At 55.8% G+C, this 16,120-nt stretch carries 14 protein-coding genes; 6 read left to right on the top strand and 8 right to left on the bottom strand.

Annotated elements, in window-relative coordinates:
- The first annotated feature begins 3 nt into the window (after positions 1–3).
- Genes LH86_RS03600 through LH86_RS03590 form a run of 3 tightly spaced genes read left to right on the top strand, consistent with a single transcriptional unit; the run spans position 4 to position 2,773 of the window.
- Entirely contained in the window at positions 4–357 is a 354-nt protein-coding gene (locus LH86_RS03600) for a DUF2620 domain-containing protein (RefSeq protein ID WP_038478118.1), read from the top strand.
- A gap of 10 nt (positions 358–367) precedes the next feature.
- Complete coding sequence (locus LH86_RS03595) at positions 368–1,672, top strand: YhfT family protein (protein WP_039288396.1); 1,305 nt, start codon at positions 368–370, stop codon at positions 1,670–1,672.
- A gap of 9 nt (positions 1,673–1,681) precedes the next feature.
- A complete protein-coding gene (locus tag LH86_RS03590; protein ID WP_039298359.1) occupies positions 1,682–2,773 on the top strand; it encodes a PLP-dependent transferase in 1,092 nt (363 codons plus the stop codon).
- Positions 2,774–2,801: 28 nt separating this feature from the next.
- Here the strand turns inward: LH86_RS03590 and cysG are convergent, their stop codons facing one another.
- The 8 genes from cysG to tsgA form a co-directional block, all read right to left on the bottom strand.
- Complete coding sequence (gene cysG / locus LH86_RS03585; protein WP_039298356.1) at positions 2,802–4,175, bottom strand: siroheme synthase CysG; 1,374 nt, start codon at positions 4,173–4,175, stop codon at positions 2,802–2,804.
- A gap of 13 nt (positions 4,176–4,188) precedes the next feature.
- Positions 4,189–4,995, bottom strand: a complete 807-nt coding sequence (gene nirC, locus LH86_RS03580) for a nitrite transporter NirC (protein WP_039298354.1) — start codon at positions 4,993–4,995, stop codon at positions 4,189–4,191.
- A gap of 190 nt (positions 4,996–5,185) precedes the next feature.
- On the bottom strand, positions 5,186–5,512 hold the full coding sequence (nirD, locus tag LH86_RS03575; RefSeq protein ID WP_039288385.1) for a nitrite reductase small subunit NirD: 327 nt from the start codon (positions 5,510–5,512) through the stop codon (positions 5,186–5,188).
- A complete protein-coding gene (gene nirB / locus LH86_RS03570) occupies positions 5,509–8,058 on the bottom strand; it encodes a nitrite reductase large subunit NirB (RefSeq protein ID WP_039298351.1) in 2,550 nt (849 codons plus the stop codon). Before nirB ends, nirD begins: the two co-directional genes overlap by 4 nt.
- Positions 8,059–8,235: 177 nt before the next feature.
- On the bottom strand, positions 8,236–9,126 hold the full coding sequence (locus tag LH86_RS03565; protein ID WP_039298349.1) for a LysR family transcriptional regulator: 891 nt from the start codon (positions 9,124–9,126) through the stop codon (positions 8,236–8,238).
- Between the two features lie 71 nt (positions 9,127–9,197).
- Positions 9,198–11,264, bottom strand: coding sequence for a pyridoxamine 5'-phosphate oxidase family protein (locus LH86_RS03560; RefSeq protein WP_039298346.1), 2,067 nt, complete (start codon positions 11,262–11,264; stop codon positions 9,198–9,200).
- A 24-nt stretch (positions 11,265–11,288) separates the two neighbouring features.
- On the bottom strand, positions 11,289–11,906 hold the full coding sequence (locus LH86_RS03555) for a glutathione S-transferase family protein (protein ID WP_039298343.1): 618 nt from the start codon (positions 11,904–11,906) through the stop codon (positions 11,289–11,291).
- Positions 11,907–12,081: 175 nt separating this feature from the next.
- Positions 12,082–13,266: an MFS transporter TsgA gene (gene tsgA / locus LH86_RS03550; protein WP_039298340.1), complete on the bottom strand. Its 1,185-nt coding sequence runs from the start codon at positions 13,264–13,266 to the stop codon at positions 12,082–12,084.
- 280 nt (positions 13,267–13,546) lie between these two features.
- Here tsgA and ppiA point away from each other — a divergent pair, with 280 nt between their 5' ends.
- The 3 genes from ppiA to argD all read left to right on the top strand — a co-directional run bounded on the left by ppiA (position 13,547) and on the right by argD (position 16,119).
- A complete protein-coding gene (gene ppiA, locus LH86_RS03545; RefSeq protein ID WP_039298337.1) occupies positions 13,547–14,119 on the top strand; it encodes a peptidylprolyl isomerase A in 573 nt (190 codons plus the stop codon).
- A 126-nt stretch (positions 14,120–14,245) separates the two neighbouring features.
- Positions 14,246–14,809: an aminodeoxychorismate synthase component 2 gene (gene pabA, locus LH86_RS03540; protein ID WP_039298334.1), complete on the top strand. Its 564-nt coding sequence runs from the start codon at positions 14,246–14,248 to the stop codon at positions 14,807–14,809.
- Positions 14,810–14,898: 89 nt separating this feature from the next.
- Positions 14,899–16,119 carry a bifunctional acetylornithine/succinyldiaminopimelate transaminase gene (gene argD / locus LH86_RS03535; RefSeq protein WP_039298331.1) on the top strand — a complete coding sequence of 407 codons (1,221 nt, stop codon included), beginning with the start codon at positions 14,899–14,901 and terminating at the stop codon, positions 16,117–16,119.
- Position 16,120: the final 1 nt, after the last annotated feature.

Below are 16,120 nucleotides of genomic sequence, written 5' to 3'. Positions count from 1 at the left end.
CCCATGAAAAAGATCGGTGTCGCTGGCCTACAGCGCGAACTCATCAAACAAACCATCGAAACTGCCGCGCCGGGCAGCTTCGAAGTGTTTATCTATAACGACATGGACGCCGCGCTGAAGGTGAAATCCGGCCAGCTTGATTACTACATTGGGGCCTGTAATACCGGGGCGGGTGCGGCATTGTCTATCGCCATCGCGGTGATTGGCTACAACCGGAGCTGCACTATCGCCAAGCCCGGTATTAAAGCGAAAGAAGAGCAAATCGCCCGCCTGGTCTCAGAAGGCAAAGTGGCATTTGGTCTCTCCGTTGAGCATATCGAGCACGCCATCCCACTGCTCGTTAACCATTTAAAATAAAGGCATCCGTATGGAATTCTACCTTCACCTTGTTGTTGTTGCCTTGCTGACCGGGATGACGGCTTTACTGGCGCACCGCTCCGCGGCGGTGTTCCACGACGGGATTCGACCGATTCTGCCGCAGCTTATTGAAGGCAATATGAACCGCCGCGAGGCGGGGAGTATCGCTTTCGGCCTGAGCATCGGCTTTGTGGCTTCCGTTGGGATCTCCTTCACCCTGAAAACCGGGCTGCTCAACAGCTGGCTGCTGTTCCTGCCGACCGACATCCTCGGCGTGCTGGCGGCCAACAGCGTGCTGGCGTTTGGACTGGGTGCCGTCTGGGGGATTTTGATTCTTACTTGCCTGGTGCCGGTGAACCACCTGCTGACCGCGCTGCCGGTGGATGTTCTCGGTTCGCTGGGTGAGTTGAGTTCCCCGGTGGTATCTGCCTTTGCATTGTTCCCGCTGGTGGCGATTTTCTACCAGTTTGGCTGGAAGAACAGCCTGTTCGCGGCGGTGGTTGTGCTGCTGACGCGCGTGCTGGTGGTACGTTTCTTCCCGCAGCTGAACCCAGAGTCGATCGAGATCTTTGTGGGTATGATTATGCTGCTGGCGATTGCGATTTTTCAGGATCTGCGCTCCCGCGGTGAACATGAACACGATGCTCACGGGCAGTCGGTGTTTGAAGAGCGGACGTCCAGAATTATCAAGAATTTGCCGTATATTGCCATCGTTGGTGGGTTGATCGCCGCCGTTGCCAGCATGAAGCTGTTTGCGGGCAGCGAGGTGTCCATCTTTACGCTGGAGAAAGCTTACAAGGTTGGGCTGGATCCGACGCAGTCTCAAAGCCTGATTGATCAGGCCGCGCTGGCCGAGTTTATGCGTGGCCTGGGCTTTGTGCCGATGATTGCCACGACGGCGCTGGCGACCGGTGTTTACGCCGTGGCCGGGTTCACCTTTGTCTTTGCCGTGGGCTACCTGATTGCTAATCCGCTAATTGCTTTTGTGGTAGGGGCGCTGGTGATTTCCGCCGAAGTCCTGTTGCTGCGCTCCATCGGGAAATGGCTGGGCCGTTATCCTTCGGTACGCAACGCTTCGGACAACATTCGTAACGCGATGAACATGCTGATGGAGATGGCGCTGCTGATCGGCTCTATCTTTGCCGCCATCAAAATGGCGGGCTATACCGGCTTCACCATTGCGACTGCGCTGTACTTCCTGAACGAATCGCTGGGTCGCCCGGTGCAGAAAATGGCCGCGCCGGTTGTGGCGGTGATGATAACCGGCATTGTGCTGAATATTCTGTTCTTCTGCGGTCTGTTTATCCCGGCCTAAGGGGGTTGTGTGGAAAGCTGGCCATTGCAAAGCCTGAGCCTGGCTCAGGCCCAGCAGAAGCAGTTCGCCCTCGTGGATATCATCTGCCGGCATTTTCCTGGGGCTGATTTTCTGAGCCTGGGGGATGTCGGCCTGGTGCCCGAACTCAATCAGCCTAACACCACACAGCGGGTTGAGGCTGTTCTGGCTGATTTCTTCTCTGCGCCAGCTGCAGCCCTGGTGCAGGGGGCCGGGACAGGAGCAATTCGTAGCGGGCTGGCGGCATTGCTAAACGCTGGCGATAAGCTGCTGATTCATCAGGCTCCGCTGTACCCAACTACGGCAGTTATTGCCGAACAGATGGGGCTGGAGCTGATTCGGGCCGATTTCAATAAGTTAAATGACGTGGAAACGGCTATTACGGCTCATCGTCCGGCTGCAGCCTTGATTCAGCATACCCGCCAGACATTGGATGACGCTTATTCACTCGCTGAGGTAGTGGCTTGCTTTAATCGCCACGCTTTGCCGTCGCTGGCCGACGATAATTATGCGGTGATGAAGGTCGACAACATCGGCTGCGAGTGCGGGACCACGCTGTCGACCTTCTCCTGCTTTAAGCTATTCGGCCCGGTGGGCGTTGGCGTTGTGGTCGGTGATAAGTCGGCCGTTCAGGCGGTACGACAGAGCATGTACTCAGGCGGCAGCCAGGTGCAGGGATTTCAGGCCATGGAGGTGCTGCGCGGTTTAGTCTTCGCCCCGGTGATGCACGCCGTTCAGGCACAGGTGAACGATGCGCTGGTTGAGTTACTGTCGCAGGGCGCTGTGCCTCAGGTTAAAAATGCGTTTATCGCCAACGCGCAATCGAAGGTGCTGCTGGTGGAGTTTCATCGACCGATTGCCGAAAAGGTGCTGGCCGCCGCACAAAAGCTGGGCGCATTGCCTTATCCGGTAGGCGCAGAATCTAAGTATGAGATCCCGCCGCTTTTTTATCGGCTTTCCGGAACGTTCAGGCAGGCCGAGCCGGAGCTTGAAAAGCGGATGATCCGCATCAACCCGAACCGCAGTGGCGCAGAAACCGTATTAAGAATTTTGCGGGAGAGCTGTGCAGAGGCAGAAAAGTAAAAGGGAGGCCTTATGCCTCCCTTGGTATTTAATGGTTTGAGAACCAGTTTAGCCTGTCGCGAAGACCCACCACGCTGCCCACGATAATCAGCGCCGGGCTGCCAACCTGGGTGGCCAGCTCTCCTAATTGGTTCAGCGTACCGTCCACGACGCGCTGATTCACTGCCGTGCCGTTTTCCACCAGTGCCACCGGCATTGTCTCTTCCATCCCGTGGGCGATCAGCTGTTGCTGAATAGCAGAGGCCTGGTTCAGACCCATGTAAAACACCAGCGTTTGTTTCTCTGCCGCCAGATTAGCCCAGTCGAGCTCGCCCCCGGTTTTCAAATGGCCGGTGACCAGACGTACGCTTTGCGCGTAGTCCCGGTGCGTCAGCGGAATACCGGAATAGGCGGAACAGCCGGACGCGGCGGTGATCCCAGGGACGACAGAGAACGGAATTCCGCCGTTGCACAGCGTTTCCAGCTCTTCCCCACCGCGCCCGAAGATAAACGGATCGCCGCCTTTCAGGCGAACCACGCGTTTACCTTTTTGCGCTTCCCGCAGCAGGATTTGGTTAATCTCTTCCTGGGGAACGCAGTGGTAGCCCGCGCGCTTGCCGACGAACACGCGATCGGCATCGCGACGGACCAGATTCATGATGTCGTCCGACACCAGGCGGTCATAAACTACAACGTCGGCCTGCTGAATTTGCTGCAGGCCTTTCAGCGTCAGCAAGCCAGCATCGCCGGGGCCAGCGCCAACCAGCACCACTTCGCCACGGTGATCGAGTGGGGTGGAGAACAGCGATTCCGTCTCTTTTTCAACGGCAAGCTGGTCTTCGTTGGCCAGATACTGCGCCAGACGATCGTTAGTAAAGAACTTCTCCCAGAAGCGGCGACGCTCGCCCATGGTGGCAAAAGTTTGTTTTACACGACCACGCAGAGTGCCAGCAAAGGCGGCAATTTTGCCCAGATGCAACGGCAGGCTGGCTTCCAGCTTTTCGCGCAGCAGTCGGGCCAGAACAGGGGACGTACCGCCGGAAGAGACGGCGACCATCAGCGGGGAGCGGTCGATAATCGACGGCATAATGAAGCTCGCTTGTTTCGGCGCATCCACCACGTTGCAGAAAACCCGGCGGGATTCAGCGGCATCGCTAACCTGCTGATTGACCTCATCATCGTCGGTGGCGGCAATTGCCAGCCAGCTTTCGTCCAGCAGCGTTTCTGAGAACGCCCCTTCGGCCAGCGTCAGCATATTTTGCTCAGCCCACACCTTAAACTGTGGGCTGAATTCGAGGGCGTTAACGGTGATGCGCGCACCTGCCTCCAGCAATAAACGCGCTTTGCGTTCAGCGACATCGCCACCGCCTACCAGCAGGCAGGTGCGGCCACGTAACTGACAAAATATCGGCAGGTGATCCACGGTCAATCCTCAATTAATTACGGGCGGTTTCCGCTGCGCCTGCGGCGGCAGGATGCGGGCGTTCGGCTTTCGGCGTAGCATACCAATAACCCAGACCCATGAATACCACGCCGGAAAGGGTGTTCCCCAGCGTGACCCACAGTAGGTTATGGCCGATGCCGGACAGCGTGTAAGCTTCGCTGTGATGGCCAAACCAGGATAGGGCAAACAGCGTCATGTTGGCGATGGAGTGTTCGTAGCCGGAGGCGATAAACGCCAGCAGGCACCACCAGATTGCGATGAACTTCGCCGCCCCTTCGGTACGAATTGCCATCCAGATTGCCAGGCAAACCAGCCAGTTACACAATGCCCCTTTAAAGAACAGCACCATCGCTGGTGCAGTGGTTTTTGCCAGCGCGACGGTGTGCACAATACTGGTATCTACCGGCAGCAGGCTGCCGCCGCCCCAGCTATACAGCAGTGCAACAAACACTGAACCTACCAGATTGCCAAGCCAGGTCTGCGGCAGAATTGCCCACATCTGGCCGTGGGAGATGGTGCCGGCTTTCACGCCGAAGGTCAGGAACATGGTGTGGCCGGTGAACAGTTCGGAACCGGCGATAATCACCAGCGTCAGGGCGATCCCGAAGGTTGCTCCCATCACCAGTGGACGAATGGCCGGATCGAGCAAATTACCGAGGGTAAAAATCAGGATGATGCCAAGGCCAACGTAGGCCCCAGCCATGGCGGAACTGACCCAGAAGCCCAGAGGGTTTGTCTGCGAGAGACGGTTAATGCGCGTGGCATTCGCGGCACACTTATTGATGGTGTCGGTGAACATTTTTGCTATCCCAATGAAGTTAAAAAATAAAAATTAAAATGAATTACCCTCACCCCGACCCTCTCCCAAAGGGAGAGGGGGAAAACCGTCGTCGCTATTGTTGCTCGATCGATTCCCTCACTCCCTGGGGTGGAATACTGTCGATACCCTCTCCCTCAGGGAGAGGGCAGGGTGAGGGTTGTTTTAAGTATTAAGCTTTTATCTGCACCAGCCCGTCCTGCACGCGAGCTTCATAGTGCGGCACGGAGCGGCTTTCATCTTCCATGCACAGGCCGTCCCGCAGGCGGAAGTGCTGCTTTTTCAGCGGGCTGGCAACCCACAGCTCGGCCTGATGCTCTGCAATCAGTCCGCGAGAAAGCACGCTGGCTTCAAAGAACGGGTCGATATTGCTGATGGCGTAAACCTGCTCGTCTTTACGCGGGCGGAAAATAGCCACCTGTGCCGAACCAACCAGGGCGCAAACGCCGGTTGCAGGCAGGATATCGTCTAGCTGACAAACGGTTGTCCACTGGCTCATGCGTGTTCCTCCACTTCTACCAGAGTGACCGGAATACGCTCATGCGGCGTGGCCGGGCGGTGTTGATCGCGCTCGTTAACAATTTGCACATTCGGGTCGCGCTGTGGGCTGTTGATAAAGTGTTTGAAGCGAACCTGCGCCTGCGGCGTATTCACTGTTTCTGTCCACTCGCAGATTACTTTCTCGCGCAGGCGGTTGAGCTCTGCTTCAAGCTGATCGTTCAGGCCCAGCTTGTCGTCGACAATCACGCTACGCAGGTAATCAATGCCGCCTTCCAGATTCTCCAGCCACACGGAAGTACGGGTGAGTTTATCGGCGGTGCGGATGTAGAACATCATGAAGCGGTCGAGATACTTGATAATGGTGTCGTGGTCGAGGTCCGCCGCCAGCAGGTCTGCATGGCGAGGTTTCATGCCGCCGTTACCGCAAACATACAGGTTCCAACCCTTCTCCGTGGCGATGATGCCCACGTCTTTGCCCTGCGCTTCCGCACATTCGCGGGTACAGCCGGAGACGCCAAACTTCATTTTGTGCGGAGTACGAATGCCTTTGTAGCGATTTTCCAGTTCAACGCCAAAGCCTACGCTGTCGCCCACGCCGTAGCGGCACCAGGTGCTGCCGACGCAGGTTTTCGCCATACGCAACGCTTTGGCATAGGCGTGGCCGGTTTCGAACCCGGCTTCAATCAGCTGGCGCCAGATTTCAGGCAGATCGTCCTTTTGTGCGCCAAACAGACCGATGCGCTGAGAGCCGGTGATTTTGGTATACAGGTTGTATTCGCGGGCGATACGACCCACTTCCATCAGTCCTTCAGGCGTGATTTCGCCGCCTGCTGAACGTGGGATCACCGAGTAGGTGCCGTCTTTCTGGATGTTACCGAGGAAGTTATCGTTGGTGTCCTGCAGCGGTGTTAGCTCCGGCTGCAGCACATAGTCGTTCCAGCAGGAAGCCAGCAGTGAACCTACGGTGGGTTTACACACTTCACAGCCGTAGCCTTTGCCGTATTTTTGCAGCAGCTGGTCGAAGGATTTGATCCCTTCCACGCGGATCAGGTGGTACAGCTCCTGACGCGAGAAGGCGAAGTGTTCACACAGGTTGTTGTTTACTTCGATACCGGCTTTGGCCAGCTCGGCGTTCAGCACCTGAGTCACCAGCGGAATACAGCCGCCGCAGCCGGTTCCGGCTTTGGTTTCGGCCTTCAGCGCCGCGACGGTATGGCAGCCTTTGTTAATGGCTTTGATCAGGTCGCCTTTGGTGACGTCAAAGCAGGAGCAGATTTGCGCGCTTTCCGGCAGCTTATCGACGCCGATAGAAGGTTTGCCGCTGCTGGCGTGTGCCGGCAGGATCAGCGAGTCCGGGTTCTCCGGCAGCTCAATCGCGTTCAGCACCAGCTGCAGCAGGTTGCCGTAGTCGCTGGTGTCGCCGACCAGCACAGCGCCAAGCAGGGTTTTGTTGTCTTCGCTGACCACCAGGCGTTTGTAAACCTCTTTGCTTTCATCGAGGTAAACGTAGCTGCGGGCGTGAGGTGTGCGGGCGTGAGCATCGCCGATACCGCCGACGTCAACGCCGAGCAGTTTCAGCTTGGCGCTCATGTCTGCGCCTTCAAAGGTGTTTTCCGTGCCGAGCAGGTGGTCGGCCGTGACCTGTGCCATTTTGTAGCCGGGTGCGACGAGCCCGAAGACGCGGTTATTCCAGCTGGCACATTCCCCGATGGCATAAATATCCGGATCGGAAGTCTGGCACTTGCCGTTGATGGTGATCCCGCCGCGCTGGGCCGTTTCAAGCCCACATTGCGTAGCCAGCTTGTCCTGCGGACGAATACCGGTGGAGAAGACGATGAAATCCACTTCCAGCTCGCTGCCGTCGGCAAAACGCATAGTTTTACGCGCTTCGGTGCCCTGTTGGACGATTTCCTGGGTGTTTTTGCCGGTATGCACACGCACGCCCATACGCTCGATTTTGCTGCGCAGCTGCTCGCCGCCCATGCGGTCAAGCTGTTCGGCCATCAGCATTGGCGCGAATTCGATAACGTGGGTTTCCACGCCGAGGTTTTTTAGCGCCCCGGCGGCTTCCAGCCCCAGCAGGCCACCCCCGACGACGGCGCCGCGTTTGCTGCGGCGGGCGCAAGATTCGATAGCGTTAAGATCTTCGATGGTGCGGTAAACGAAGCAATCCTGGGTTTCAGAGCCTTTAATCGGCGGGATCCACGGGTAAGAACCCGTCGCCATCACCAGTTTGTCGTAATAAACGGTGCGGCCGGTATTGGAGTGAATCACTTTTTCCTGGCGATTAATGGTGATGGCGCGTTCGCCAACCAGTACTTTTACACCATGTTTTTCGTAGTAGCCGTCGCGGACAAGGGAGAGTTCTTCAGCGGTATGATGGGAGAAATAAGAAGAAAGGTGCACGCGATCGTAGGCTTTACGCGGCTCTTCACAAAATACGGTGATGTCGAACTGGTCCGGCGGGGCTTTATCAAGTAAGTCTTCGATAAAGCGATGGCCCACCATGCCGTTACCGATAACTGCGATTCTGACTTTGCTCATAATTGCCTCAATTTCTTTTCTATTATCGCCTACCTTAACGATTCAGCCGTGGTGATTATTGATGCAAATCAAATGCGCCTTTATATACCCATTAAGAGGTATATCATTGATTTTGATGTGTTTTTGTAAGTTATGGAATCGACTGGTTTTTCGCCAGCAGAAGACGTTGGAGGATATTCAGTTCAGCAAAGGGTTCGCGCGGAGTCGGGCAACAATCAGATCAACAAAAGTGCGTACTTTGGCAGAAACGTGGCGGCCTTCGGTATGCACCACATGTATGGGGAGTGGCTCAAGTTCGTAATCGCTTAGTACGATTTGCAGTGTACCGTCGCGCAGGGCCGGGGCTATCTGATAATCCAGAACCCGCGTCAATCCCCACCCCGTTTTTGCGGTGGCAATTGATGACTCGTTGTTGTTGCACTGGAGCGTGGCATTGATCATGACGCGCTGCTCACCTGCAAAGCGCCACTCTGGTGAGGCCCACGCACTGTCTGAAGAGGCAATACGATGGTTTTTAAGGTCCGCAGGCGTCAACGGTGTGCCGTATTTTTCCAGGTAACCTGGGGAAGCGCAAACGACCCGGCGCACGGTGCCGACTTTGGTTGCCGTCAGCCCTGAATCGGGCAAATGCCCAATGCGTACGGCGACATCGATGCCTTCTTCGATGATGTTCACCTGGCGATCAACGAACAGTGACCGGGCGCGCATGGTTGGCCATGCATCAAGATAATCAGTGATTACCGGCAGGACGAATTTCTGGCCGAACAGCACAGAAGCGGTGACTGACAGGATCCCGGACGGCGTGGCATAGGAGCCTGCCGCTGCCGCCTCGGCTTCCTCTATTCTGGTGAGAATCGTGCGGCAGTCGTTGAGATATCGCAGGCCAGGCTCGGTCAGCTTCACTGTGCGTGTGGTACGGATAAACAGCCGGGTTCCGATGACCTCTTCCAGAGCTGCAATCGCACGCGTGACCACCGGCGCACTGATATGGAGCTGGCGTGCCGCAGCGGCAAAACTCTCGGTTTCTGCGACTTTGACGAAAATTTTCATCGCCTGCCAACGATCCATGCACTACCTCATCACCTGCCTGAAAAGAATTTCAGTATCGGGTATTCGCCGGGTATGGCGCAATCCCGGTATTACAGCTCAAGCTGAATGCGGTTTTCTTCGCCCGCAGGCAGTTGTGCCGGAACTGCGCAGCAAATCAGGACCTCATCATCTGCCGTGCTTGCGGAGGGGATTGTCGGGTAGCTGATTGAGCCTTTGAGGAGCTTAGTCCGACAGGTTCCGCAGTGGCCTTCCCGGCAGCTGAATTCAGGATTTAATCCCCGAGCTTCGGCCAGTTCTAAAAGCGAGCCTGAATCCGGCGTCCAGCGAGCCTCTTTTAGTGAACGCATAAAAGCAACCGGTACGGGGCTGGTGGAAGACGGCAGGGCGTGAGGTTTTGGCGTTTGGCTGGCTGTGGTGCGAACCAACGCTGAGGGGCCAAACGCTTCGGCATGGATTCTGTCATCGCCGATGTTGTATTTCCGCAGTCCGTCATAGAGAGATTGGGTGAACGCCGCCGGACCGCAAAGATAGAAATCGTAGTCGTTAAACGGCAGGTGGCTCGTCAGTAACGGCATATCAATATGGCCATGAACATCATAGTCCACGCCAGGTTGAGCGTTTTCAGGCTGACTGAGGACGCGAATCACCTGCACGGCACCTTTGGCTGCCTTGACCAGCTCGTTAATCTCCTGAGTAAAAGGCAGATCTTCCACCTGTCTTGATGCCTGGAACAGAAACGTCTGTCGAATACGTTGTTTGCGTAACCCTTCATAGACAATGTGCCGCAGCATGGCGAGCATCGGGGTAATGCCCACGCCGCCTGCCAGCAGTACGGCAGGGCGTTGTGTATGGGCGTCAAGAGTGAAAGTACCGGCCGGAGCACGGACGTCAATGATATCGCCAACGGAAACGCTATTGTGCAGGTGGCTGGAGACGCTTCCTTCCCGCTTGATGCTAATGCGATAAAAGCCGTCGGACGGAGCCGATGAAAGCGTGTAAGTCCGGATTGCCGGAACTTCTGCGCCGTGAAGCTTCACGCGAACAGGCAAGTGCTGTCCGGCGAGATGAGGTAACAGGCCCGCACCATCGTCCGGCTGAAGATAGAAGGAGCGGATCGACAGGCTCTCATCGGCTGTTTTTACCACGCGAAAAGGTCGCCAGCGTGCCTCGAGCTCCGCTGCTTTTATCCTGCTTGCGGCTTCCTGCCAGCTACCTGTCATTAATGAATGAGGTGAAAGACCTTCAGCCTCGAACTTCCAGCGCAGCGTAAGCGCGTTGCCGCGGCGAACAATCCGGCGGGCTTTAAACGTCCATAGCCTTTCTGCGCCCTGGAAGGCGGCGATTTCCGGTGAGTCCAGAACCACTTTGGCTTCACCGGTCATTTGCAGCATGTCACCAGTGTTAAAGTCCACGAACAACAGGCCAGCCTGGCCATTCAGCAGGATGTTACCCAGCGTGGCAAAAAAGAGATTGCCGTTGAAGTCAGGAATAGTCAGCGTGCCGTTGTCGCTGACCCGGATGAAGCCTGGTTTGCCACCGCGGTGGGAAACGTCGGCCTGCCTCTTACCCTCTCTTTCTGCCCAGGAGGCGACAAAAAAAGCATCCGCTGTCTGAATCATTTCTCTTGCTTTAGCATCCAGTCCGGGAAGCGTCTCTACCGGGCCACCGGCATGGCTACCGGGCGTGCGGGTAAAAGTAAATTCACGCAGTTGAATATAGCGCGGGCAGTTACCGAAACTTTGTTCGACTTCAACCTGAAGGCCGTCCTCTGTCTGCTGCAGAGTGCCGTTCATCCGGTTGCGCCGCCGGGTATGAAGCTCGATTCCCAGCAGGCCAATGGATGCGTTGTGTCCCATGCCTTCGATGGCCGGATCTTCCCCTGGCAACGACGCTGCAATCGTCAGGCGGGTTGGCGTGGGAGATGTTACGAAGCCGGGTTTTCCTTCCAGAAATGTTGCCCACGCTTCGCCATTCTGGGAGACGGTGCCGATGACGATAAAAGGCAACTGAGCGTAGAAGTCACGATGCTGCTCGGGCATGTAATCGCGTATCACTCGCTGGCCCACTTCAGCCATACGTTCGGTGACGCCGACTTTGTCCTGAAGGAATATTTCACCTTCATGCCAGACGGGCTTCTTCGTCGACTTCTCGCTCATTTTTTTCTCCCCGAAAGCGTGAGATTAGGCAACGGCGTTAAGGCCTGCGGCCGTTTTGACGAAAGGTACAAATCCTGGCAAGGCTTCTATCCGGCGCAGGAAAGTATTCACGGCTGGATAACCAGAGAGGTCTACATTCCCTTCGGGTGCGCTGGAGGTATAGCTGTAAATGGCGACGTCGGCGATGGTTGGGCGGTCGCCGACCAGCCATTGACGGTTGGCGAGATGCTGTTCAAGGCGTCCCAGGAATACGTGAGCACGGGCAATCACCTCATCGTGATTAAATTTGGCACCGAAAACCGTGACCAGGCGTGCTGCGGCTGGACCAAAGGCGAGGTCTCCTGCGGCGACTGAAAGCCAGCGTTGAACGGCTGCTGAGCCCTTTGGGTCTTCCGGCAGCCAGGTACTTTGGCCACTTTTTTTCGCCAGGTAGACAAGAATGGCGTTGGAGTCAGGGATCAGTGTGCCTTCATCGTCCAGCAGAGGAACCTGCCCAAACGGGTTGAGCGCCAGGTATTCCGGCTGCTTGTGCGCGCCGGCCTTCAGGTCCAGCTCAACAAGCTCATGGGGCAGGCCGAGCAGCGAAAGAAACAGGCGAGCGCGGTGAGCATGGCCAGACAGAGGGAAGTCGTAGAGTTTCATAAATCGGTTCCTGATTGGCTGAACGGGAAGAGCCCCGAACGATGCAAACAGGTTGCCACAGGCAATAATGGGCAGGAATAAGCCTTATGGGCAATTCATTATTGTGAAAAGCGTAATAATAGCGAGAAAGTGAAGGAACCCCCTCCCGGTTGGGAGAGGGTAGATCGCAGGGCGATTAGTGCGCAGCAGCCTCTGCACCATGGCGGCGGTGCTTGGTGACGAACCCAAGCAGCAGGCACATGACGAAGACGACAGCGTACAGACCGTTGGCAGTATGCAGAGCAGCCAGAGGGCCGCTGTGCGCCACGATTGGGCCAGTGACGATGAAGGTCAGCATGGTGCCTACGGTGCCGCAGGTCAGGACAAAGTTAACCAGCTTCGGTGAAGATACTTTGGTCTGCTGTGAACCCAGGGTGATGATGGTGGTGTAAATGGCGCTGGAGAAGAAACCAAGCGACAGAATAAACCAGGCCAGATGAGCCGGATCACCGTGGTTAAACAGGTACATCAGCACGGTGGCTGCACCAGCGAGCACGGTCAGAATGCGCTGCAGGTCGAAGAAACGCAGGATGAAGCTGAACGCCCACATGCCGAACATGTAAGACATCCAGAAGTCACTCACCAGCTTGCCGGCATCGTTGATGCTCATGCCGAGCCCTTTGGCGTATTCCGGTACCCAGGAAATAAAGCCCAACTGGCCGAGGATGTAGCACAGCGCCGCGATGGACAGGAACAGTACGCCAACGCCCCATTTTTCTTTGGTGACGGGCTGGTCTTCTTTCTTCGCGTGCTTGCCCAACGCCGGGAACTCACAGCCCAGAGTCAGCAGGAAGATAGCAACATAGACCAGGCCGATACACACGTAGACCCAGTACCAGTTGATGCTGCGAGCCAGCAGGATTGCGGCGACCATCGGGAAAATCATCCCGGCCATGCTAAAGAAGGAGTCGGTAAACAGCAGGCGGGAACCGCGCTGACGCCCTTCATACATGTGGGTGATCAGGAAGGTACCAATCGACATGGTTATCCCGCTCACCAGGCCCAGAACGAACATGGATGCGGAGAAGATAGCCAGATTATGACCGAAGATCAGGCCAGCGACGGCCAGTACCATCAGCAGGAAACCAAAGCGCAGCTGGGTTTTCAGCGGCACGATTTCCATCAGCCAGGCGTTCAGGAAGATAGAGATCAAAATACCGGCATTAAGGAACGTAAAGGTATTACTCATGCTGGACACCGGCAGATTAAAGTACTCTGCGATGTTTCCCATCACCATCCCGGTGACGATCACCAACGCGCCAGTCAGGGCGTAGGAGAAGAAGCTAATCCATAAGAGCTTGGTTCGGTTGCTGTTAGTCATAACGAGCCTGTGCAAGGAAATGTAAAGCGCATTGACAGCGCGGCGGACGGGCAGATTTTAGTCATTTGCGTGATCTATTTAAATGAATTATGAATTTATTGCTGAAATAAACTGAATGAATCATGAAGTGCATCACATATTTCAATCTATTTCAGTCTGTTGGCGCGGCAACTCGTTGATTTGGGTGTAAGTAAAAAACCGTAAATGGCTGGCGTCGGGTGCGGTGCCTCTTTACAATCAAGCCACTTGCTTCACTCACTGCCTTCGTAAGGAATTGTTCATGCTCAAATCGACACTGGCGGCTGTTGCAGCTGTATTCGCCCTCTCTGCGCTTTCACCTGCGGCGCTGGCTGCAAAAGGCGATCCGCACGTCCTGTTGACCACCTCGGCTGGCAATATTGAGCTTGAGTTAAATAGCCAAAAAGCGCCGATTTCGGTCAAAAACTTCGTGGATTACGTTAACAGCGGTTTTTATAACAACACCACTTTTCACCGCGTGATCCCGGGCTTTATGATTCAGGGCGGTGGCTTCACCGAAGATATGAACCAGAAGCAGCCAAACCCGCCAATTAAGAACGAAGCGGACAATGGCCTGCGTAACACCCGCGGCACCATTTCTATGGCGCGTACCGCAGACAAAGACAGCGCAACCAGCCAGTTCTTTATCAACGTAGCCGATAATGCCTTCCTGGATCATGGCCAGCGCGACTTTGGCTATGCCGTATTCGGTAAAGTCGTTAAAGGCCTGGACGTGGCCGATAAAATTTCCCAGGCGCCAAGCCATGACGTTGGCCCGTACCAGAATGTGCCGACTAAACCTATCGTGATCCTTTCCGCGAAGGTCCTGCCTTAAGTATTTCTGCGCGGGCCTCAATCGCCCGCGCTGTTCCTTTCCTGAAGCAGATAATGTCAATAAGTGGTGAGCCAGGCGTTGGAAAGCGACTAGAATAGCGCGTTCTTTTTTTGCCCTGGAGCTGCCATGTTACTGCTTATCGACAACTATGATTCCTTCACCTGGAACCTCTACCAGTATTTTTGCGAACTGGGTGAGGAGGTGTTGGTTAAGCGTAACGATGAAATTGGGCTGGACGATATTGAGCACCTGACCCCGGACAAGCTGGTGATCTCTCCGGGTCCTTGTACCCCGACCGAGGCGGGTATTTCCCTTGCCGTCATTAATCACTTTGCCGGGCAGTTACCGATTCTTGGCGTTTGCCTCGGACATCAGGCCATTGCGCAGGCCTTTGGGGCGACTATCGTACGGGCCGAACAGGTGATGCATGGCAAAACCTCCGCCATCAGCCATAACGGCGGCGGCGTATTCCGTGGGTTGAATAATCCGCTGACCGTGACGCGCTATCATTCGTTGCTCATCGATCCCGATACCCTGCCTGACTGCTTCGAGGTTACGGCGTGGACGGATAAGCAAGAAATTATGGGCATCCGTCACCGTTCGTTGGATCTTGAGGGCGTGCAGTTCCACCCGGAAAGTATTCTCAGCGAGCAGGGGCATGCGCTGCTGGCGAATTTCCTCCAGAGATGAATTGTCACTTGCCTGTGTTTGGTTTTTTATGCATATTTCGTGATTATATTTTCATTAATATCTAACGCATAAAAACGGGTGGGGAATAAATGGCAACTGAACAATCAGCGGTTACGCGGGCAACTTTCGATGAAGTGATTCTGCCGATTTATGCACCAGCAGAATTTATTCCAGTGAAAGGCAAAGGCAGTCGCGTGTGGGACACCGCCGGGAAGGAGTACGTGGACTTTGCCGGGGGGATCGCCGTCACCGCGCTGGGGCATTGCCACCCCGCGCTGGTGGAAGCGCTGAAAACCCAGGGCGAAACCCTGTGGCACACCAGCAACGTCTTTACCAATGAGCCTGCCCTGAAGCTTGCCCGTAAGCTGATTGATGCCACTTTTGCCGAGCGCGTCGTCTTCATGAACTCCGGTACGGAAGCCAACGAAACGGCCTTTAAGCTGGCCCGCTATTATGCTTCGACTCGCCATAGCCCGTACAAAAGCAAAATCATCGCCTTCTACAATGCGTTTCACGGACGTTCGCTGTTCACCGTTTCCGTGGGTGGGCAGGCTAAATACTCCGACGGCTTCGGCCCGAAACCTGCCGATATTATTCATGTGCCGTATAACGACCTCGCGGCGGTGAAAGCGGTAATGGACGATCATACCTGCGCGGTGGTGGTGGAGCCGATTCAGGGCGAGGGCGGGGTGACCGCCGCGACGCCGGAATTCCTGCAGGGGCTGCGCGATTTGTGTGATGAGCACCAGGCGCTGCTGGTCTTCGATGAAGTGCAGTCCGGCATGGGCCGCACGGGCGAGCTTTTCGCTTATATCAACTACGGCGTCACGCCTGATATTTTGACCAGCGCCAAAGCGCTCGGTGGTGGTTTCCCGGTGAGCGCAATGCTGACCACCAATGAAATTGCCTCCGCGTTCCATGTAGGCAGTCACGGCTCTACCTACGGCGGTAACCCGCTGGCGTGTGCGGTGGCCGGGGCTGCTTTCGATATCATCAACACGCCGGAAGTCCTTAAGGGCGTAGCGGCCAAACGTCAGCTTTTCGTTGAGCAACTGCAAAAGATAAACGCACAGTTCGATCTGTTCAGCGACATTCGCGGCATGGGGCTGTTGATTGGTGCAGAGCTTAACGAGAAGTACAAAGGACGCGCCCGCGAGTTTCTTTACGCTGCCGCAGCTGAAGGTGTGATGGTGTTGAACGCCGGGCCGGACGTCATGCGTTTCGCACCTTCGCTTATTGTCGAGGATGCGGATATCCTGGAAGGGATGCAGCGCTTCGCCAGAGCGGTTGCCCACGTGGTGGCGGCTTAAA

Source organism: Cedecea neteri (genome assembly GCF_000758325.1).
In the GTDB taxonomy this organism is placed as follows: domain Bacteria; phylum Pseudomonadota; class Gammaproteobacteria; order Enterobacterales; family Enterobacteriaceae; genus Cedecea; species Cedecea neteri_B.
The sequence above is the reverse complement of the archived record's forward strand: the minus strand, read 5'-3'. Positions and strand labels throughout refer to the sequence as shown.